16 protein-coding genes and 1 tRNA gene are annotated in these 19,602 nt (G+C 55.7%); 9 read left to right on the forward strand and 8 right to left on the reverse strand.

Annotation, left to right across the window (positions count from 1 at the left end; genetic code table 11):
* Positions 1-129: 129 nt before the first annotated feature.
* The 5 genes from HDF14_RS07590 (at position 130) to HDF14_RS07610 (ending at position 6,063) form a co-directional block, all read left to right on the forward strand.
* Positions 130-1,044 (forward strand): helix-turn-helix domain-containing protein, encoded by a 915-nt coding sequence (locus tag HDF14_RS07590; protein WP_183975137.1) that lies wholly within the window; start codon positions 130-132, stop codon positions 1,042-1,044.
* Positions 1,045-1,525: 481 nt separating this feature from the next.
* Complete coding sequence (locus HDF14_RS07595; protein WP_183975139.1) at positions 1,526-1,714, forward strand: hypothetical protein; 189 nt, start codon at positions 1,526-1,528, stop codon at positions 1,712-1,714.
* Positions 1,711-3,453, forward strand: a complete 1,743-nt coding sequence (locus HDF14_RS07600) for a PP2C family protein-serine/threonine phosphatase (RefSeq protein ID WP_183975141.1) — start codon at positions 1,711-1,713, stop codon at positions 3,451-3,453. Before HDF14_RS07595 ends, HDF14_RS07600 begins: the two co-directional genes overlap by 4 nt.
* 186 nt (positions 3,454-3,639) lie before the next feature.
* Complete coding sequence (locus HDF14_RS26010; RefSeq protein WP_221304593.1) at positions 3,640-3,816, forward strand: winged helix-turn-helix transcriptional regulator; 177 nt, start codon at positions 3,640-3,642, stop codon at positions 3,814-3,816.
* Between the two features lie 1,047 nt (positions 3,817-4,863).
* Positions 4,864-6,063: a tyrosine-type recombinase/integrase gene (locus HDF14_RS07610; RefSeq protein ID WP_183975143.1), complete on the forward strand. Its 1,200-nt coding sequence runs from the start codon at positions 4,864-4,866 to the stop codon at positions 6,061-6,063.
* A gap of 101 nt (positions 6,064-6,164) precedes the next feature.
* On the opposite strand, the gene HDF14_RS07615 is transcribed toward HDF14_RS07610, so the two are convergent.
* Positions 6,165-6,239 (reverse strand) — tRNA-Val (locus HDF14_RS07615).
* 125 nt (positions 6,240-6,364) lie between these two features.
* Here HDF14_RS07615 and HDF14_RS07620 point away from each other — a divergent pair.
* The 4 genes from HDF14_RS07620 (at position 6,365) to HDF14_RS07635 (ending at position 10,234) form a co-directional block, all read left to right on the forward strand.
* Positions 6,365-7,171, forward strand: a complete 807-nt coding sequence (locus HDF14_RS07620) for an RNA polymerase sigma factor (protein WP_260698103.1) — start codon at positions 6,365-6,367, stop codon at positions 7,169-7,171.
* A gap of 63 nt (positions 7,172-7,234) precedes the next feature.
* Positions 7,235-7,738, forward strand: a complete 504-nt coding sequence (locus HDF14_RS07625) for an anti-sigma factor family protein (RefSeq protein WP_183975145.1) — start codon at positions 7,235-7,237, stop codon at positions 7,736-7,738.
* 165 nt (positions 7,739-7,903) lie between these two features.
* The gene (locus HDF14_RS07630) at positions 7,904-8,500 is read left to right on the forward strand and encodes a DUF3106 domain-containing protein (protein ID WP_260698104.1); all 597 of its coding nucleotides are present in this window, start codon (positions 7,904-7,906) and stop codon (positions 8,498-8,500) included.
* Between the two features lie 489 nt (positions 8,501-8,989).
* Complete coding sequence (locus HDF14_RS07635; RefSeq protein ID WP_183975149.1) at positions 8,990-10,234, forward strand: TlpA disulfide reductase family protein; 1,245 nt, start codon at positions 8,990-8,992, stop codon at positions 10,232-10,234.
* A 335-nt stretch (positions 10,235-10,569) separates the two neighbouring features.
* Here the strand turns inward: HDF14_RS07635 and HDF14_RS07640 are convergent, their stop codons facing one another.
* The 7 genes from HDF14_RS07640 to HDF14_RS07670 form a co-directional block, all read right to left on the reverse strand.
* Positions 10,570-11,436 carry a proline dehydrogenase family protein gene (locus HDF14_RS07640; protein WP_260698105.1) on the reverse strand — a complete coding sequence of 289 codons (867 nt, stop codon included), beginning with the start codon at positions 11,434-11,436 and terminating at the stop codon, positions 10,570-10,572.
* 212 nt (positions 11,437-11,648) lie between these two features.
* Positions 11,649-12,191: a hypothetical protein gene (locus tag HDF14_RS07645; RefSeq protein WP_183975153.1), complete on the reverse strand. Its 543-nt coding sequence runs from the start codon at positions 12,189-12,191 to the stop codon at positions 11,649-11,651.
* Between the two features lie 72 nt (positions 12,192-12,263).
* Positions 12,264-13,472, reverse strand: a complete 1,209-nt coding sequence (locus HDF14_RS07650) for an MFS transporter (protein ID WP_313899511.1) — start codon at positions 13,470-13,472, stop codon at positions 12,264-12,266.
* Entirely contained in the window at positions 13,354-13,629 is a 276-nt protein-coding gene (locus HDF14_RS07655) for an MFS transporter (RefSeq protein WP_183975155.1), read from the reverse strand. The genes HDF14_RS07650 and HDF14_RS07655 overlap by 119 nt, the downstream gene beginning before the upstream one ends.
* Positions 13,630-13,787: 158 nt before the next feature.
* Positions 13,788-17,006: a DNA polymerase III subunit alpha gene (locus tag HDF14_RS07660; protein ID WP_183975156.1), complete on the reverse strand. Its 3,219-nt coding sequence runs from the start codon at positions 17,004-17,006 to the stop codon at positions 13,788-13,790.
* Positions 16,999-18,513 carry a DNA polymerase Y family protein gene (locus HDF14_RS07665; protein ID WP_183975157.1) on the reverse strand — a complete coding sequence of 505 codons (1,515 nt, stop codon included), beginning with the start codon at positions 18,511-18,513 and terminating at the stop codon, positions 16,999-17,001. The genes HDF14_RS07660 and HDF14_RS07665 overlap by 8 nt, the downstream gene beginning before the upstream one ends.
* Positions 18,510-19,553: an ATPase domain-containing protein gene (locus tag HDF14_RS07670; protein ID WP_183975158.1), complete on the reverse strand. Its 1,044-nt coding sequence runs from the start codon at positions 19,551-19,553 to the stop codon at positions 18,510-18,512. Before HDF14_RS07670 ends, HDF14_RS07665 begins: the two co-directional genes overlap by 4 nt.
* Between the last annotated feature and the right edge of the window lie 49 nt (positions 19,554-19,602).

The raw sequence follows: 19,602 nt of genomic DNA on the forward strand, positions 1-19,602 counted from the left end.
GAGTGTTCTCGTGGTGGCAATCGTGTTTCTTCCCTGCTTGAAGGTAGCCAAAAAAAACAGAATAATATTTTGCAAAACTGCGATCTTTACAGAATCTCGCCACAGGATCTCGCCCATGAGTCGAAGAACATGCGACCGCATCTAAAGTTCATGGACATGGCAGAGCGAAATCCTTCGCAGCTTGCCGGCGTGCTCCCACCTGGCGCACAGATGCTTGGGACCAGCAGGTCGCTGCCCTGGGAGGGCTTCTTTATCGAGAAGCACCTTATGACGCCGGGAGAACGGGTACTCAGCGTCAGCCCCTGGCATCTCATCTCGGCGCTGGGGAAGCGTCCCGCCGTCTTTGAAGGCAAAACCCCCCATGGAGGTGTGCTGCGGTTTACCAAGCCCCCAGGTGCGCTCAATCTGGTTCCTCCCGGCACGGTCCCGGCGGTACGGCTCTGCTCGTCTTCCGAGCTCATTAGCTGTGCGGTCGACCATGCTGTCGTCGCGACCATTGCGATGGAGGAGCGCCGCAGACAAACGTCAGATCTGCTCTTCCAATGCGTGGTTCGTGACCGTGCTGCCGAACGCGTCGTGAACCTGCTATCGGAGGAAATGGAAGCCGGCGGCCCTGCGGGGCAGATGTATGCCGAGTCCCTAGTACGGGCATTGGTCAGCCGTTATCTTGCCCTTGCATCCGGAGAACGCTCCCCGCAGTCGCCCGCGTCCCGAGTGCTGCATCCCCGCCTTCTAAGGCGTCTTCACGATTGGATGGAAAGCAACCTGCATCGCGACATCTCGCTAACGGCCATGGCACACGAAGCAAAATACAGCTCGACACATCTCTTACGCTCCTTCCGTGCGTCGACAGGCTTGACTCCGCATCAATACCTGCTCGAACTGCGGGTGGCGAAGGCGGAAGGTCTGCTGCGCGGCGGGCGTCCCAGTTTGATCGATGTCGCGCTCGAGTGCGGGTTTGCAAACCAGTCTCACTTCACCCAGATTTTCAAGAGCCGCCGCGGGCTTACGCCTGGTCAGTATCGTCGCGAATTTGCCGCATAGTTTTGAGGAAATCCGGACGACGAATTCCAGCGCAGAGTAAGCGGCGTTGGGAATGCGAACCAGACCAATGGATCGGTTGCACCGTGTGATTCCTGCGCTATTCCCGGGGGCAAGGCGCCGAGGTGGATGTATCAGACGGAGCGATTGTCCACCGACGCAGCGTTAGAGGAACACAAGAGGAGCAGTTCCTCATGGCCATTTCCGCTCGCTTCAGCGGATCGATACAGTGGCAATTCCCCGCAATTAAAGTTCTTTTCGGCAAACAGCGGGCTTTTGGTAGCTCTATGCTCGCTAAGTCACTACTCTTTTTGGCGCGCCCATCGAGGTATTGATTCTGGATAACACATTATCAGGAGAGTTTCTAGAACCCTACACAAACAGAGAAACGTGACTTCTGAGTTGAAATCCCAGTACGGCTTGTTGGTTGTGGACCTGGTTCTCGCAGTTCCATTGTCACTGTCACTCGCAATAGGAAGCGGAAATGACTGGCCGTGTAGGAGGACGACTTGCGGGTTATGTGACGGCGCAGGGTATAGCTGTTCTCGGTGTCTTTCGCGACCCGAAGAAGGAAGAAAAAGCGGCAGGGGGCAAAATCGCTGCCGCTCAGCCCTCGTGCGAAAAGTTTAACACTGTCGCTTGCATCGCATGGAAACAGGTAAAAATTCTTTGAAGCTAGGAACTTTTTGGACGACATTACGTTGGAAAATCCTGATCCTCTTTTCGCTCTCCAGCGTGGTGTCAGTAATCACGGTGACATGCTTTTCTATAGCAGTCGTGAATGTGCTGATACGACGAGAGAGCGCGTACCTGATTGAGGAACGAATTAAGGTTATCGTCGAAAGCCGCAAGGGGCTTGTGGATCCGGTTCTCGACAAGATGCAGGGATGCCAGTACGCCTCCGATTCCGTCGCCTCTAAAGCCTTCACCGAACAGTTGAATGCCGCGTGGCCGGGGAGTCAAAGCATCGTTACCATCCTGTCCACGAATGCCCTCAACAACGCTCGTCCGGTGTGGTTTGACGCACCGTCCTTCGCCGGTGTTGTTGAAGATCGGGACAGTCTCGAAATCCGCTTCATGCGTACTGCGAAACGCAAGGACTGTTTCGTAAGGATTCTTGTCAGAATTCCTCTCGGTGAATCGTTCTTAAAGCAATTGTCAAACGCCTCCGGTTTAGAGATCGTAAACAGCAAGCCCGTGCTGCTGCGTCCGTACCGGAGCGATGAGGGAATTGGTGGAGAAATCAAAGCCAACTTTATGCCTGGTTCGTCGCGGCCGGTTCCTGTCGTAGTTGTTGCGCGGAATTGGGAGACCGGAGCATCAGAAAGCTGGGTGATCTGCCAGATTCGGCCCAGCTATGCACGGACCATAGAGGACCTTAGCCGTATGGGTTTGCGTAGGGCATCCTGGGTTTCTCCTCTGATCACCATCGCCTTCGCCCTGGGTCTCGCGTATACGTGCGGCATGTGGTTTTCTCTCCGCCTGAGCAAACGCATCGTCACTGTAATTGACGCATTGAGTCATGCTGCGCATCTCGTCGGAATGGGTGATTTTTCGATCAGGATTCCGCTTACCGAACACGACCAACTGGGGTCACTCGTAGCTTCGTTCAATGCAATGACCTCTCATCTTGACACTCAGTACGAGCAGGAGAATCAACGTATCGCTCTGGAGCGAGATATGTCATTGGCCCACGAGGTACAGCAATATCTTTATCCCCGCTCTGCGCCCGTCGTATCAGGCGCGACGGTGTGGGGCAGCACCACACCCGCCCGTATCGTGAGCGGTGACCTTTATGATTTCTTTTCCTGCAGCAGCAGCTCGGTTGGCCTGCTCTGCGCTGACGTTAGCGGCAAGGGAATGTCGGCTGCATTGATGATGGCGCATCTACAGGCAGTCGCACACGGCAGAATGCTTGCGCTAAATCAACCGTCCGCGCGGCCCTCGCCTTCCTCCTTCGCCGCACTACTCAATCGTGATCTCTGTGGACGTTTTGGCGACAATCGATACGCCACCATGTTTTACGGAGAATATGACTCCTGCAGTGGACTGTTACGGTATGTCAACGCGGGGCATTGTCGACCCATCTTCCTCTCAGAGGCCGGCGAAGTCACGGCTCTCCCGAATGGTGATTTGCCAATAGGTCTATTCGCGGACGCGCTCTATCAGGAGTTTCAAATCACGGTCTCTAAGGGTTGTACCATCGTTGTGTACAGCGACGGATTGATAGACGCGCTGAATGCGAATGGGGAGGAATTCGGTGAAGAGAGGCTGGGAGACTGCTGCAGATCTCTGCCGAAGGGAGCGACGGCCCAAGAGATCTGTGCACACCTATCCCAATATCTTGCCGAATGGTCAGCGGGGGTGGAACAGTTCGACGACACAACCATTCTCGTTCTGACAGTGGACTGAAGCTTTAGACTTCAGTGGATTGATTCTTTCGAAACATGGAGATCGGAGAACTCAGGGCGCAAGCGATTCGCTTCGGATCTGCGCGGAGAGTAGTCTGAGCCTGCCGTGCGAAACTCAGATCATTGAGATCACAGAGTGTGAAAAGCACGGAAGCAGTACTGACAAAATTGTCAGTTGGAGCAATCTATGGGCGTCTCAAAGAAAGAGATCTCACCATGCCCCATCGATGTGACGTTAAGCGTCATCGACGGACGATGGAAAGGCACAATCCTCTGGCGACTGCTGGACGGGCCGATGAGGACGAACGAATCGCGGAAGAGTATTCCTGAAATGACAGAGCGGATGCTCCTGCGTCATCTATGAGATATGACAGGAGCTGGGATTCTGGAACGTCATCAGGAGCAAGGATCCCCTGCGGGTGCGGTACTCGCTAGAGCCGAACGGACGGACGTTGGTCCCGGTATTGGATGTTCTGTTCGTGGGGCAGAGAACATTTGAAACGACATCGTTTCACGAACTGCCTTGCATGCGGATTTTCCCCATTATGGAAAGCTAATGCCGCCCAGCCTGCAGGTCCATAAGCGGACTGAGTTGAAGGACGTATGCCCGATCCAAACGCAGTTCGGATATCTCCCTATCAAGCAAGGGGATTGACTCTTGGCCGCCCCTGAAATAGTCGAATGACAGCTTGCATACCTGCCGCACGGTATAGCCGCCATTCTGCATCTGCTTTATTCAATATCTCCAATTCGCTCTGCTCTCCGACCTGTCGCGAGACTTGGCTTGTCGCGAAGACTCCGCGTAGCGCCACAATGAAGGCATCCAAATGCTGTCCTACAAAATACAAGCTCCTTAGCCGCCCGGTGCCAGCGGGATATGTGCCGGTTCAAGCCAAGAATCGGGGCGATCACTGCCAGCTATCAGTTGATAAACTCAAAGTATTGGACGTGATGCGATTGGCGTCTCACCCTGAGAGTTAGCATTCGGCTCGAAATCAGTGCCGAATCCGACCACTCGAATCGGAGGCGACATGCCACTGACTGAACCAAATTCTTCGTCGTCGGTTGCGCAGACTGAAGTCAGTTCCACCGGTCCATCCGCAAATTCTGACTCCTTGGCCCGGAGGCCACCCAGGAAAGCAGCCGGACGGCATGACATTGCAATCGAGCCTCTGTTGACTGCCGATGACGTTGCAAAGCGCCTCAACGTAAGCACGGATTGGGTCTGGGACCACTCATCCCGAAAAAAACCGCTCCTTCCGGTTATTCGTATGGGAGATGGCACGCTTCGCTACCGCCCAAGCCGGATTGAAGCGTTCATAGATGAACGCGAAAGAGTCTCTTCCATGGGTCGCCGAGCCAGCTAGAATGGAAGAGCCCACTGTCTTCCCCCACAGAAATTGAGGAGTCGATGGGTATCTCACACCAGACGGGTTCGATCGTCCTGCGTGGTAAGGCTTGGTACGGCTTCTACCGCAAGAAAGTGGTCGATCCTACAACCGACGACGTCCGATCCGTTCGCGTTTGCGTCCGTCTCGGCATTAAATCGCAGATGACAAAGCTAAAGGCGCGCGATGCGCTGAAGGCTGAGATTGCCAAGCAAACGGCCCAACTCGCTGACGGCAGGATTCTAAAAGATGGAACTGTCACCTTCGAATGGTTCGTTCGCAACCGCTACTTTCCGCTTCGGCAGGGAGATTGGCGACCAGAGACGGCAATAGAGAAAACGGCTCAGATTGAAATCGATTTGATTTCGAAGTTCGGCTCTCGAACAATCGAATCGATCGATAAGTTTGAGTTGCAAACGCATGTGAACCATTTGGCTAAAACGTATTGCCAAGATCGGGTGAAGCAGGCGCGCTCTTATCTCAAGTCCATCTTCGATGAAGCAATCGAGCAAGAGTTCATGGTCAAAGATCCGACCCGAACACTGAAGATTCCCAGGAATCTCCGGCCGAAGGATAAACAGATTTTGACCTGGGAACAGTTGCGAGCGGTACTAGACGCAGCATCACAGCGGGATCGCATCCTGCTGATGCTGGACATGACCGACGCGCTCCGCCCCAGCGAACTCTTTGCTTTTCGCTGGAAGTCCTTCGATGACTTGAATACGTTGTCGATCACCGAAACGATCTACCGAAGGAAGATTCGCCCCTTCGGCAAGACTCCAGGGAGCATGACGAAGGTTCATCTACCCGATGGACTTGCCGCCGAGCTCAGGCAGTGGAAGTTGGAGTGTAAGGAACCTTCCTGTGGGAGCAACCAGTGCAAGAGCCAGGCCCACAAGAAATCCTCACCGGGCGATCCTATGTTCCCGAATGCGGACGGCGGGTTCCTGGATCCGGCCAACTTCCGGTACAGAGTTCTAAAGCCCCTTCGGGAGGCGCTGGAACTTCCTACGCTGAACTTCCAGGTGCTCCGGCGGACGATCGCTACCAGAGCACAGAAACTGGGGTCGGTGAAGGATGTTCAATCGCACCTGCGGCACTCACGAGCGGATACCACCGCAAACGAGTACATGCAGGAACTTCCTGAGAGTGTGCAGCAGATGGTAGGAACGGTCTACGCGATGCTCACATCGACGGCAACGAAGCAGCAGCAGGCGGGGTAGGTTTGAGCCGGTATAACCGGTGCAGTTGATGCCAGCCGGTAAAGTTTGGCATCAAATGGCATCAAGTCTCTCTCGCCAGTATCGCTAAGTTGTTGATTTGATGGTGGGCACAGCAGGATTCGAACCTACGACTTCCACCGTGTGAAGGTGGCACTCTACCGCTGAGTTATGCGCCCGGAATGGCTTCGTCTGACCGTGCGCCATCCGTCTAAGCTTTGTATAAGATATCACTCCTCTCTCTTCAAGACCAGACTCCCGTCGAGCTAACCAACGTGTCCAAATACTTGGGAACACGCCAACGATGGCGATACAATCGACCAGCAGAATGTCCGCCCCCTCTCCACAATTTCGCCGTCAAGACCCCCAGGACCCCCTTTCGCAAGAGGCCCCGGAGGGGATTCCGCTGAAATTTGATGAAAAAGCGCAACCCAGGGCAGAAGACGGGGTTGAGGATGATATGGCTACGCTCGCGATCAACCCGAGACTCCTCGAAAACCTTCAGGCTGCGGAGACCCATCATTCGGCCAGTGACTTCGGGCAGATGGACGACGCCGCCATCATGCTCGAGTTGCGCACCGGCAACATGGCCGGGTTCGACTTTCTCATCCAGAAGTACCGGAAGCCCATTATTCACTTCATGTATCGCATGGTTCACAATCAGGCGGTCGCAGAAGAGCTTGCCCAGGAGGTCTTCCTCCGAGTCTACCGTTCCCGGGAGACGTATCGTGCCGAAGCCAGATTCAGCACCTGGCTTTACCGGATCGCGACCAATCTAGGCGTCAACTATGCGCGCGATAACCGGCACGAGCGTACCGCCTCTACCGTCTATCTCGATGAGGCCGATTCTGAGACTGGAACAACGCCAGACGTCGCTGACTCTACACCAGGCGTCGAAGCCAAGCTCTTGAGACAGGAACGCATGAATGCTATTCGCGAGCATGTGCTTGCGCTTCCTGAACGGCAACGCATGGCCGTACTTATGCACAAATATGAAGGTATGGATTACAAGCAAATAGGTGACGTTCTCAAATTGAGTGAGTCTGCCACGAAATCGCTGCTCTTCCGCGCATATCAGACACTGCGCGAAAAGTTGAAGGCTTTTGTCTAAGTTCGTTGAAGTTTTCGCGCGCATCTTTATGCGCCCTCAGTAAGGAAATTGGAAGGATCAAAAATGATCTGCAAAGATTGCCAACCCGCTATCCTCGATCTGCTTCTGGATCCGGCTGCGCCCGCCAACGCGGACGTTCGAGCCCATATTGAATCGTGCCCCGCCTGCAACCAGGAATTCAAATCAATGCAGGCTACGTTCGCTCTGCTCGACACCTGGAAGGCTCCGGATCCGTCGCCCTACTTCGATCAAAAGCTAGCTGTGCGCCTCCGCGAAGAACAGACGCTGGCTCCGGCTGGCTGGTTTGAGCAGCTGACGTCCCGCCTCGTCTTCAACACGGGACGTCAGTTTCGTCCAGCGCTCGCGGGGGGCCTTGCACTGATTCTTTTGGTGGGCGGAGGAACCTATGCTAATCTCACCGGCTTTCCGCACTCGGTTCCTGAGACTTCGGCGGCGGTTCAAGATCTGCAGATTCTCGACAAGAACGATCAAGCTCTTCAGACTATGGATCAACTCTTGCAGGACGACGCTCCAGCCGATGATTCCACATCACAACCCATCAGCTAATTGCCTGGGAGTGAGTCCGACTTCAAGAAAATTGATTGAAGGGAGATGGAACACGATAAGCTGCTCTAAACAAAAAGTTTTTATGGAACTGCAGTTCTTCTACACGCTGAAAACATGCCATCTTCCTTTCAGTTACGGCGTTTTGCTCGACTAGTTTTGGCCGGGATGCTTTTGGCATCTGCGGCGACGATTGTCTTGGCCCAGCCTGCCTATACGAATAAGCCTAGTCGCGCGCCCATCTCCCAGGCTCGACCGGCACCTGCTCCGAGTCCAGGGCAGAGTTTAGGACCAAACAGAAACCAGGAACACCTGGCGCAGTGGATGGACCGTCATAGCAACCTTTCTCTCGCCGATCAACAGCGCGCTCTGGAGAACGAGCCGGGCTTTCGCGATCTCCCGCCACCGACTCAGCAGCGGATGCGCGACCGCCTGACGCAGCTGAATAATATGTCGCCAGAGCAACGTCGCCGCATTCTTGACCGTACCGAAGCAATGGAACGGCTTACGCCTCCGCAGCGGCAGCAGGTTCGCGGTGCCATGCAGCAGCTTGGGGGGCTCCCGGAAGACCGCCGTCGCCTTGTCGCCCGAGCCTTCCGCGATCTTCGCGAGATGCCGCAGCCGCAACGGCAGGCTATCCTCAATTCGGACCGTTTTCGCGGACAGTTTTCAGATCAGGAACGAAACACACTCTCCAGTCTTCTTGCGGTCGAACCGTATCTCCCGGTCAAACGGCCAAATGACGAGCCTTCGTACGGGAAATAAGCCGGTTCTCTTTAGAGAAAGTTCGTTACGGAGTATAGCCGCCCGGAGGCGGCTATTTTTATTGCGGGAAGGGGATAGGGCTATGGGTGAGGAACACCGTCTGCTTTGTGGCCCAGCGTCTCGAGATATTTCAGGAAGCATACGATCAAGCCAATCAGGAGTTCGGCGAGGTGATCGCGAAGTAGAAGCAGATCCGAAATATCTCTGGAACGGTCTTCCTCCCCATAGTGGCTACAGTCTGCACCCGTCCCGCTCTGCTATCCATACAACTTTGGAAGAACCGGCGTAGTTCCTTTGCGTAGGGCAAAAGGGACCCCTTGACCTGCCTACCCCACTGGCCTAACCTAAGACCATGCACATGCAACACTGTTTCTGTTGTTGTCGCCGCTCCCCGCTGGCCTAACACGCGTGCTCCGGGTCTGCCGTTCAGGCGGATTCCAAATCTATACTCCAAGTTACATAATCCGTAAGAAAGAATTGAGATCTTCGATGAAGCTCTTCGCCAGCCTTTTCCTGGTTGCTCTCTCTGCCGCCGCTCAGGGTCCGAAGCAAAGCGCAATTGCCGGCCCTTGGGTGGGCTATGCTACTGTCCATGGACAGACGGTTCCTGTTCGCCTCGAGATTGGCGGCAGAGCCAATGATCTTCAGGCTGCTTTACTCAACGGCCCGGAGCGCAGTCCTGCTTCAAGCGTCACCCTTGTCGGCAATCATCTGTTGGTTAGATTCAACTACTTCGCTCGAACACTCGACGCCACGATTCAGGATGGGCGTCTGACGGGAACCTTTGGCACGATTGCCACGCGCTATCCAGTCAGTCTCAAATTCAATGGATCAGCTTGGACTTTTGCGAAAGCGGATGGTCCGGCCATTCCTGGCGATTGGGAGGTGGAGGTTAAATCCTCCAAGGGAGAGTCGGCGTGGCAGCTCCGCATTGAACCTTCGGCACAGTCGAACGAGATGAAGGCTGTCATTCAGCGCATTGATGGAGATACTGGTTCACTTTACGGAAACTGGGATGGGCATGGTTATGTGATTGGTCACTTTACTGCGGCGGGGCCAGCCCTTTACAGCGTGATCCCACAGACGGACGGGACGTTGTTGGTTTCAAATATGCTGCGAGCTGATGTGAACGAACAACAGAACCTTGTTGCGCGCAGGCCAGCACAGGCACGCGCGGCATCTCTCCCTGGCATGACGGATCCGACTCAGCAGACGACGGTAAAAGATCCCTCTGCAAGGTTTGCCTTCAGCTTCCCGGACCTTAGCGGGAAGGTCGTTTCAAATACCGATCCGCAGTTTGATGGAAAGGTTGTGATCGTTGCGATTGGCGGGTCTTGGTGCCCCAACTGCCACGACGAAGCGCCTATGCTCGAGAGCCTCTACAAACAGTTTCATAGTCAGGGATTAGAGGTTGTGAACCTGTCGTTTGAAGAGGCGGATCAACTGAAAGATCCGACGAGGCTGCGCGCTTTCATTGAGAAATATGGTCTTACCTACACTGTGTTGGTGGCGGGTGAGACGGAGCAGTTGAATGAAAAAATCCCGCAGGGCGTGAATTTGAACTGCTGGCCTACTTCCTTCTTTCTAGGGCGGGACGGCCGGGTGAGGGAAGTTCATGCAGGCTTTGCCGGGCCTGCCAATCCGCCGGCGCACGAGGCTCTGATGAAGGAGACTACGGAGCTGGTGCAGAAGCTGATTGCGGAGCCGGTCCCTACTCAGACTGCTTCTCGCTGAGCCAAAAAATAAAGTTCAAAAACGTGGCGTGTTTTCGTTGTTGGAAAACGACGTTCAACACGCCACGTTTCACCACCAATTCACCACGTTCTCACCATCAAAAAACCATCGCCAGCCATCCACATTTTCCAAAACACCCCTCAAAAACCCAGCAAAACGACTAGACCTCCACGCCTAACCAAACTTCAATTTTTTTCTAATCAAAAAACCATTCGTCAGAGAAGCATCGCCCCATTTTTCGACGACGTGTCCTGCCGGACGGGCTCCCTGCGCGGGAGGCGGTCACTTCGTGACTTGTGTACCCTGTCGGGCCCTCTCGCTGGTCGGAGAGGGGGCTAGTTTTTGAAGAAGTTTTTGGCCAGGAAGATCACGTTCGCGGGGCGTTCGGCCAAACGGCGCATGAAGTAGGGGTACCACTCCGGACCAAAGGGCAGGTAGACGCGAACCCCGAACCCCTCAGCAGCGAGGCGGCGCTGGAGGTCCCGACGGACGCCGTAGAGCATCTGGAACTCGAAGGCCGACTTGTCTACGTTATGCTCGCGAACAAAGGTTCGCATCTGCTCAACGATAACTTCGTCGTGGGTGGCGATGCCGCAGAAAACGCCTTTGCCAGTCGCTGGATTGGTGAAGGTGACGATGCGCTTCATGAGCTTGACGTAGTTGGCGTCGACGTCCGATTTGGCGGGAAAGGCGATTGCAGGGCCCTCTTTGTAGGCTCCCTTGCAGAGGCGGATGCGGATGTTTTCGTTGAGGAGACGCTCGGTGTCGGCTTCGGTGCGGAAGAGATAGGCCTGGAGGACAGTACCTACCGCGCCCGGGAATTTTATGGCGAGGCGCTCGGTCATGGCGATGGTGGCTTCGGTATAGGGAGAGCCTTCCATGTCGATGCGGACGAAGGACTGGACGTGGGCTGCGTGCTCGACCATCTCGCCTACGATGCGTTCAGCGAGGACGGGATCGAAGTCCATGCCAACCTGGGAGAGCTTTACGCTGACGTTGGCGCTGAGGCCGCGGGTGTGGATGGCGTCGAGGAGTTCGTGATAGATGTCGGCCGATTTGCGGCTTTCGGCTTCGGTGGTGACGGATTCGCCAAGGGAGTCGAGGGTGACAGCGATGCCTTCTTTGTTGACTCGTTGGCAGGCGGCTAGCGCCTCTTCTACAGACATGCCGGCGACGAAGCGTCCCGACATCTTTTTTCCCATCGCAGAGCGCTCTGAGAAAGAGCGCAAAGACTTGTTTTGAGAGAGAGCAATAAAAGCAGATCGAAGCAAAACGTAGTTCCCCTGAATTCGCCAATTGGCACGAGGTCTATTGTTTCATGCCGGGAAGGACTAATGCCAAATTGCAATTCGCTCCGCGCGGGCGGCGGTCACTTCGCGACTTGTATACCGGCTTCGTCCGGGGTTCCATCAAGTTAGTTGTCCATTCTTATGAGGTATCTGCTGTCCTGCAGATGCTGCTGGAGGTTGGCTAGGTGGAGGAGGTATTGACTGAAACCAGCTGCCATCAGTTTCATGATCTTCTCTCTCTTTCCCACGGCCGCCATCAGGTAGCAGTCCCGGCCCATGGCTGAATAGAACGCAATATTGTGACGGTGCTTGTTCTGGGCTTGAAAGAATCCGGCGTAGAGAAGAATGTGGGCTCCGGCGGACTCCATCCAGAGAGGGTTCATCGCGCTGGTGAGTTGGCGCATCCTCATCTCGGCGATTTGCGTGAGGTCTGCAAACTGACGGAACTCCTGATCGTCTGGGTTGTATTCGGGAGAGAGGACCTCACTCCGATCGATGGATTGCAGGCAAAAGTGGCCGAGGACGCTTGCCAGGTAAACGCCAGTAGAGTCGCAGATCTGGGACCAAAATCGACTCCCCATGGCTTCATGGAGATTTGCGGCCCAGAAGTTGAGGGCTTGTTGTTCCGTGACACCGTAGAGCTCATCGAAGTAGTTAGTAGATGGCATACTGCACCTCGACTCTCGATTTGCGACCGTTAGGGCATTGTTATCCACCTATCGGCCGAGTTCGAAAGAGTTTTAGTGAGATGCAGTAACTAACTGAGTACCCTCCGTAATGTTGTTTTTATTTTTACGCGGCGGCTTTCTCGATGGGTGTTGATGGTTCCTCCGAGAGTTCTTCAAGGCTTTTTCCTTTGGTTTCGGGGAGCAGGAAGATGGTGACGAGGCCGAGAACGCTGACGATTGCTGCTGCGCCTTCGGCGGCGGGTAGGCCGTGCCAGTGCATGAAGAAGGGGAGGTGAAGACGCTGAGGAAGCCACCTATTTTGCCCATGGCTGCGGCGATGCCGTGGCCGGTGGTTCTGACTTTGACGGGGAAGATCTCTGACGGATAGACGAAGGTGGTGGCGTTGGGGCCGAACTCAGTGAAGAAGTAGCTGAGGCCGTAGATGATGAGGAAGGGATAGACCAGTTTTTCGATGTTCGGGATTGCGGCGAGAAGGCCAAAGGTGATGGCCATCATGCCGAAGCCGAGAATCTGGATGATTTTGCGTCCGAGCTTGTCCATGGTGAGTGCGGCGACAGCGTAACCGGGCGCGGCAAAGAGGGCGAAGATGCCGAGTTGCGTGATGGTCTTTTGCAGGATGGTGTGATCGCCGTTCAGGGCCGAGAGTACGAGCGGGCTTGAGACGGTGTTGCCGTAGTAGGCGAAGTCCATGAGGAACCAGGCGACGCTGGCTCCTATAAGGCGGGAGAGAATCATCTTGTTGTCGATGAGGCGGTGGAAGCCGTCCCAGAAGGAGACAGAGTGGGTCTTCTTGTCGTATTGTCCGGCGGGTTTGAGTTTTCCGGATCCACCTTCTTCGTGACCGGCGGCTTTGAGAAAGCTCGGAGTCTCTTTGAGATGTCGGCGGGACCAGTAGACAGCTAGGGCGGGTAGTGCTCCGAAAGCAACGAGGATCCGCCAGGTGATGTCGTGGGAGATGTGGGTGGAGAGGAGAGTGGCTGCGAGTAGCGGGCCGACAATGAGTCCTGCTGCCTGCATAGAGAAGACAAGGCTGACGAGCATGCCACGGTGCGCTTTGCCGGAGTACTCGCTCATGATGGTGGCTGAAAACGGGATAGTCTCCGCCGATGCCGATGCCGAGGATGAAGCGGAAGCCGATGAGCTACCAGATGTTTGGAGAGAAGGCGCAGGCGATGGCGCCAGCAGCGAGGACGAGTACTTCGACGCCGTAGATGCGTTTGCGGCCAAGCATGTCGGCGACGCGGACAAAGAGCAGGGCACCGATGGCGGAGGCTAGTAGAGCGGTTGATTCGACAAGGCCCTCTTCGACTTTGCCGACGTGCCAGATGGGTTTGATGAGAGCCATGCAGACGCCGATGATGAACAGGTCATAGGCGTCAGTAAGAAGCCCATACCTGAGATGAACATGATCTTCCAATGCTCTTTGGAGATTCCGGCGTTATCCATCTCAGAAAAATCATCTTTTCTGGTGTCGATTGCTGTGGCCATGTCGCGTCACCTCCGTAGTTAGCCTTGATGCAAGGAAGTGTTAATGCGGTATGAATGCCACGTGAAAATGCCGGGGGGATGGAAAATTTAGTGGAAGTCGTGGGAGCGAAGTTCGAGAGCACTGTCAGAAAGAGCCATGAGATGCAGGGCTTTTACGTGAATGACTCCGTCTTGATTTTGTAGCGGCCCTTCGGCCATGAGGAATTTGCAGCGCGTGACTAAGATGCGCTCGCGCTCGTAAAGGTCTGGAGTGATGATGACGTTGGCTATTCCGGTCTCGTCTTCCATGGAGAGGAAGATGAATCCTTTTGCTGTGCCGGGACGTTGGCGGGCAATGATGCAACCGGCAGTGCGGACGTGTTCGCCGTCGTTGCGGGACTTTAGTTCGGCTGCGGAGAGTATGTGTTGATGGTGCAACTCAGCGCGGCGGTAGTGCATTGGATGTCTACCGACGGTGAGACCTGTGCCTGCGTAGTCAGCGATTAGGCGCTCTTCTGTGTTCATTTGTTGCAAGGGAAGAGCCTCAGAGTCTTCCTGCAGCGATGCGCGATCTTGTCGAAGGAGAGGACCCTCCAGCTTGCCGGCACGCTCTACCTGCCAGAGGGCGTCGCGGCGATGATTGATTCCGTCGAGTTTGTTGAGTGCCCCGATGCGGGCGAGGATGATTAGCTCTTTTCGGTTGAGCGCTGTAATGCGCAGAGCGAGATCTTCGGTGGAGAGGAATCGACCGTCCTGGGCTCGGGCTGCTGCGATGGCTTCGCCTGCTTGCTTTCGCAGGCCTCTTGCGTAGCCCAGGCCCATTCGTAGAGAGAGTGTGCCATCGGGTTCTTGTTCGATGGTGCAGGGCCAGTTTGATCTTTGTATGTCGATCGGCTTTATGCGCAGGCCGTGGCGTTGTGCGTCCTTTACCAAGACTGCTGGCATGTAGAAGCCCATCGGTTGATTGTTGAGGATGGCGCAGGTGAAGGCGGCGAGGTACTTCACTTTGAAGTAGGCCGAGGCGTAGGCGATGAGGGCGAAGCTGGCGGCGTGCGACTCGGGAAAGCCGTAGAGCGCGAAAGAGCTGATGTTTTCGATGATTGTGGTTTGTGTCTTTGCGTCGATGTTGTTGGCAGTCATTCCGGCGCGGAGGTTGGCTTCGAGTTTGTTCATGCGCTCCCAGGAGCGACGCATTCCTACGGCGCGGCGGAGTTCTTCTGCTTCAGCGCCGGTGAAGTTGGCGACTGTCATGGCCATTCGGAGGAGCTGTTCCTGAAAGAGGGGAACGCCTAAGGTGCGTTTGAGAACATCTTCTAGCGATGGATGTGGATAGGTGACTAGTTCCTTTTTCTGGCGGCGGCGCATGTAGGGATGCATCATTTTGCCGACGATGGGGCCGGGGCGAATAATGGCTACCTGAACGACGACATCATAAAACTCTTCGGGTTTGTTTCTTGGGAGCGAGGCCATCTGGGCGTGGCTCTCGACTTGAAACATGCCGACGGTGTCTGCTTGCTGGAGGGTCTTGTAGACGTCTTCGTCTTCCGGGAGTTGGGCGAGGTCTACTTTGTCGCCGTAGTGTTGGGGGATCAGCTCGAGGCAGTCTTTGAGGACGGCCATCATGCCGAGTCCGAGTAGATCGACTTTGATGATGTGGAGATCGACGCAGTCTTCTTTGTCCCATTGAACGACGGTGCGGCCGGGCATGGAGGCGCGTTCGAGCGGGACGACGCGGTTGAGCTGGCCCTGGCAGATGACCATACCTCCTGAGTGCTGACCCAGGTGGCGCGGGAGGCTTTGAATGCGCATGGAGAGCTCGAGATATTTGGCGATGCGCGGGTGCTTGAGATCGAAGCCGGCGTGATGGAAGGAGTGGGCCATGGTGTCGGTTTTGCCGCGCCACTCCCACTGACTGACGAGGCTGGTGAGGCGGCTGAGTGAATCCTGATCGAAGCCCATGGCTTTGCCGACTTCGCGGGCTGCGGATTTGCCGCGGTAGGTGATAACGTTGGCAGTCATGGCGGCGCCTAGCTCGCCATAGCGTTGATAGACGTACTGGATTGCCTGTTCGCGCTTGTCTTCGGAGGGGAGGTCGAGGTCGATGTCGGGCCACTCGCCGCGGTTTTCGCTGAGGAAGCGCTCGAAGAGGAGCTCCATTCCGACGGGGTCGATGGCTGTGATTTCGAGGGCGTAGCAGACGGCTGAGTTTGCTGCACTCCCTCGTCCCTGGATAAGGATGCCGTTGCGTTTGCAGAAATTTACTATGTCCCAGACAATGAGGAAGTATCCGGCGAAGCCTAACTTTGCGATGAGAGCCAGTTCGTGTTCGACTTGTTTTTTTGCTTGCTCAAGCAGGTCGGGATTATTTTTTGGGCTGTAACGGCGGAGGACTCCTTCTGCGACGCGCTTCTTCAGGAAGCTGTCCATGGTGTCGCCTTCGGGGACTGAGTATTCGGGGAATTTGTAACCTAAATCGTCCAGCTCGAAGTTGAGGCGGGAGGAGAGCTCTGCTGTGTTGTCGGTTGCGTGGGGAATGTCGCGGAAGAGTGAGATCATCTCGCGGGCGGTGCGGAGATGGCGTTGGCTGTTGAGCAAGAGAAGACGGCCTGCGTGGTCGAGATCGGTGTGATGACGGACGGCGGTGAAGATGTCCAGAATCTCCCGGTCGTATGCTGTGGCGTAGCGGACGCCATTGGTTGCCAGCACGGGCAGGTCGAGAGAGTTTGCGATGCGTACTGCGGCCTGATTGCGCCACTCGGCTTCGCGTTCGTGGTGGCGTTGCAGTTCAACGTAGACGTTTTTTGGGCCGAAGATTCTTACGAGTTTCTCTACGGTTTTGCGACCGGCCTCTTCGCCTCCTGTGGCGAGGGCTGCAGCGAGTGGACCTTCGTCTCCACCGGTGAGGCAGATGAGGCCTGAGGCGTATTGTTGGAGGTCTTGATCTGTGGCTACGCCTTCGCACTTGGTGCTCTCCCGCATTTTGAAGTGCGTGATGAGCTGACAGAGGTTCTGGTAGCCGATGCGAGATTCGCAGAGCAAAGGCAAGCGGGAGGGATCTGCGAGGTGCTGGTGCGGGAGCCATACGGGAGGTGTGAGGCGGGAGGGGAAGCCTGAGACGGCGATCTCTGCACCGATGTGGGCCTGAACTCCGTTTCGTTTTGCGCTGGTGTGGAAGCGGGCGGAGCCGTAGACTCCATTGCGATCAAGGAGCGCCATTGCGGGCATCTCGAGTTCGACGGCACGCTTGATAAGTTGTTCGGGATCGGAGGCGCCTTCGAGGAAGCTGAACGCGCTGGCTGCGTGCAGCTCGATGTAGCAGTCAGTCATAGAGCGCCGCCATCTGCCAGGAGTTTTGCGTCAGGTCACGCAGGAGGCAGCATCCTAGTAGTTCGCCATCGCGGGAACGTGCGATGAGATCCCATTGTTCGTTGCCCCAGAGCGTGGGTGCCCACCAGTCGCCGCCAGTAAGCCAAGGGCCATAGGCTCGTTCTACGGTGTACTGCTTTTCGCGAAAGAAGAATGCTTTGGGTTGGTGGCCGATCAGAGTGAGAGAGATGTTCTCTGGGGGGCGAAGCTGGCGGATAGCAACGCGCGGCTGGGTGGAGGTGACTTCTGTGCTTGATTCTGAAGGGATCGTGAAGGGTTCGATGGTAAATCCGTCTCTCTGATGTGTGTCTTTGAGCATGGCGCGGCCTACGCAATCTTCTCCGACGATGGCCCGAATGCGGGCCAGGGTTACATCGAGACGCATTGGTTCAGGGAGTTGTGGCGAGAAGAGGCCGAGCTGAACTTTGCTGGTGCTGCCGGGTTCGGCAGTGAGTGAGAGCGCGAGGATTGCAGCTTGTGGAGGGTGGTCTTCGAGGTCGAGGTGGAGGAGTTTGATCCAGAGCTGGCGATTGTTTGTGGGTAGAGCGGGCCTGACGGTGCGGGTATGCGAGGTGGCGTCTTCGAGTGAGAGGGTGATGGTGACAGAGGCGAGGGCTAGTACGCGTGTGGTTGTTCGCAGGATCAGTTGCTTCAGTAAAACGCCTACGACAAAGAGAAGGGAATCGAGTAGTTCTATGGGCGTATCAAGTTCCATGTGTTCTTCGAGGGTGAAGGCAGCTTCGAGTGGTATGAAGAGGTGATTGAGCTCGCCACGTGCCAGGAGGCGAAGGCGTCGGCCTTCCTGTCCCATTCGTGAAACGAGAGCTTTCTCTGGCAACTCGGCGAGCATCCCAAGGGTGTGAATGCCCCAGAGTGAAAATGTTTCGGCGTATTTTTCAGGAAGATCCAGGACCGTGAGGGGCAGGCGGGCGAGGGCCAGGCCCTCTTGTCCAGATGTAGTAATGGCTACCTGGTTTGACGGTGACATGCTGCGTGCGAGGCAGATGGCAGCATGAAAGTTGCTGGCTATGGCAAGGCATGCCGTGATGCCAAATAATTTCACCTGGTGCAGAAGTGTTTTCCCCATCTTTGAAGGAGAGCCCAGCAGTCTTTCGGTTCCGGCGATGTCGATCACGAGGAGAAGAGAGGTGTCATCGCTGCGATCTTCGATGCGGGGAGAAAATGTGCCTGCGCATTCTAGTAAAGCTGACTTTGCTGTTTGTTCTTCGGCGTGTGAGCGAGGCAGCACTGTGACTGATGGGAATGTATCGATCTCGACCTTTGTCATGCCGTGAGCTACGCCGAGCGCGCGTGCCTTCGTGTTGAGAGAACAGACTTGCTGCAGAGGCGCTTCGCCTTGCATCACCACGAATGGTCTTTCGCGGAGTTGTGGACGCAGACGCAGCATGGCCTGAGCGGGAAGTTCTTTTGCGTAGAGACACGCGTATAGCTCTGCTGGCCTGGTCATCGTTGACCTGCCCATGCGGTTCTGCTGTGCCAACTGGCGCTTCTGTCGCTTTGCGGCTGCTTTCGCATGGGAACGACGTTGGTTGGAGTGAAACGTTCTCGCGCTACTTCGACGCGATGCTCGATGCCGGTGAAGACGGTGGGTTCGTCGTGTAGTGCAATGGCAGGTTGCAGGCGGAGGACGAGGCCAGCGCTGCTCTTCGCACATGCGTGCTGGGTGAGGAGAAGGATGCTTGCCTGGCTTCGCTCGGCAGCGGCGCGGTACCGGAACCATGTTGCCAGGGGAATGCGCGAGGCGAACTCCGGAGCGATGCTGCCGAGATCCAACACGATCGCGCTGAATCCCCCTGCTTGAAGGAGCAGGTCGGTTACGCGGAGTGCCTGATCGATCTTTGACCAGGGTTTGAACCATGACTTTCGCGGAGTGAGTGTTCTTTGTATGCTCCTGATCGACTGTGGTGGGTTCGGTTCAAAGATTTCTTTTTCGACCTTTGTTCTGCGTTGTGGCTCGGCACATCTTGGCGCAATTGCTTCTGGCCGCAAGAGACCACTGACAGCGGTGGAGAGTCCTTTGACTTCGCCGCGTGGGTGAGGGCCAAAACCTCCGCCGTGGAGACCTTTCTTTACTGGTGGAACGATCAGATATTTCGGGGGGAGGGAAAAGCTTATTTGCGAGGATAGTGGTGTGATTGGATTTGTAACTCCACAACGCACCCATAGGAGTCTATTCAAATCGATTCCTATGGCGGATGCGGATTCGGGAGATAGTGCGTTTGAGACATCGACCCAGGCGCATACTTTGCCTGTCTGTGTGATTTGAGCTGTAAAGGAGAGCGCGAAAGATGTGCGGCCTGAACACTCAGAGCCGATGATCTCGGTGATGGCACCGAGTGGGAGGCCACCTTGCAAGAGGTTGTCGACAGTGAAGATGCCGGTAGGCGCGAGTGGGCGAATGGTCCGGGGTGCCGGCGATAGCGAGGAAGGAATCCGGTGGGCCAGGGCGGTTTCGATTTGGAGTCGTAAAGCGGCAGCGGTCGGCATATCTTCGCTTTATATTCGCCTATTGACTACCTGAGATGTCAACCGTGAC

This window comes from Tunturiibacter gelidiferens, assembly GCF_014201335.1.
Lineage (GTDB): Bacteria > Acidobacteriota > Terriglobia > Terriglobales > Acidobacteriaceae > Edaphobacter > Edaphobacter lichenicola_E.

Bases quoted from the DNA above. Each gene is read 5' to 3' on its own strand.
- HDF14_RS07670 (WP_183975158.1), bottom strand. From the start codon at position 19,553: ATGCCGACCGCTGCCGCTTTACGACTCCAAATCGAAACCGCCCTGGCC.
- HDF14_RS07625 (WP_183975145.1), top strand. From the start codon at position 7,235: ATGATCTGCAAAGATTGCCAACCCGCTATCCTCGATCTGCTTCTGGAT.
- HDF14_RS07590 (WP_183975137.1), top strand. From the start codon at position 130: ATGCGACCGCATCTAAAGTTCATGGACATGGCAGAGCGAAATCCTTCG.
- HDF14_RS26010 (WP_221304593.1), top strand. From the start codon at position 3,640: ATGGGCGTCTCAAAGAAAGAGATCTCACCATGCCCCATCGATGTGACG.
- HDF14_RS07610 (WP_183975143.1), top strand. From the start codon at position 4,864: ATGGGTATCTCACACCAGACGGGTTCGATCGTCCTGCGTGGTAAGGCT.
- HDF14_RS07635 (WP_183975149.1), top strand. From the start codon at position 8,990: ATGAAGCTCTTCGCCAGCCTTTTCCTGGTTGCTCTCTCTGCCGCCGCT.
- HDF14_RS07640 (WP_260698105.1), bottom strand. From the start codon at position 11,436: ATGGGAAAAAAGATGTCGGGACGCTTCGTCGCCGGCATGTCTGTAGAA.
- HDF14_RS07595 (WP_183975139.1), top strand. From the start codon at position 1,526: ATGACTGGCCGTGTAGGAGGACGACTTGCGGGTTATGTGACGGCGCAG.
- HDF14_RS07620 (WP_260698103.1), top strand. From the start codon at position 6,365: ATGGCGATACAATCGACCAGCAGAATGTCCGCCCCCTCTCCACAATTT.
- HDF14_RS07645 (WP_183975153.1), bottom strand. From the start codon at position 12,191: ATGCCATCTACTAACTACTTCGATGAGCTCTACGGTGTCACGGAACAA.
- HDF14_RS07660 (WP_183975156.1), bottom strand. From the start codon at position 17,006: ATGACTGACTGCTACATCGAGCTGCACGCAGCCAGCGCGTTCAGCTTC.
- HDF14_RS07630 (WP_260698104.1), top strand. From the start codon at position 7,904: ATGCTTTTGGCATCTGCGGCGACGATTGTCTTGGCCCAGCCTGCCTAT.
- HDF14_RS07665 (WP_183975157.1), bottom strand. From the start codon at position 18,513: ATGACCAGGCCAGCAGAGCTATACGCGTGTCTCTACGCAAAAGAACTT.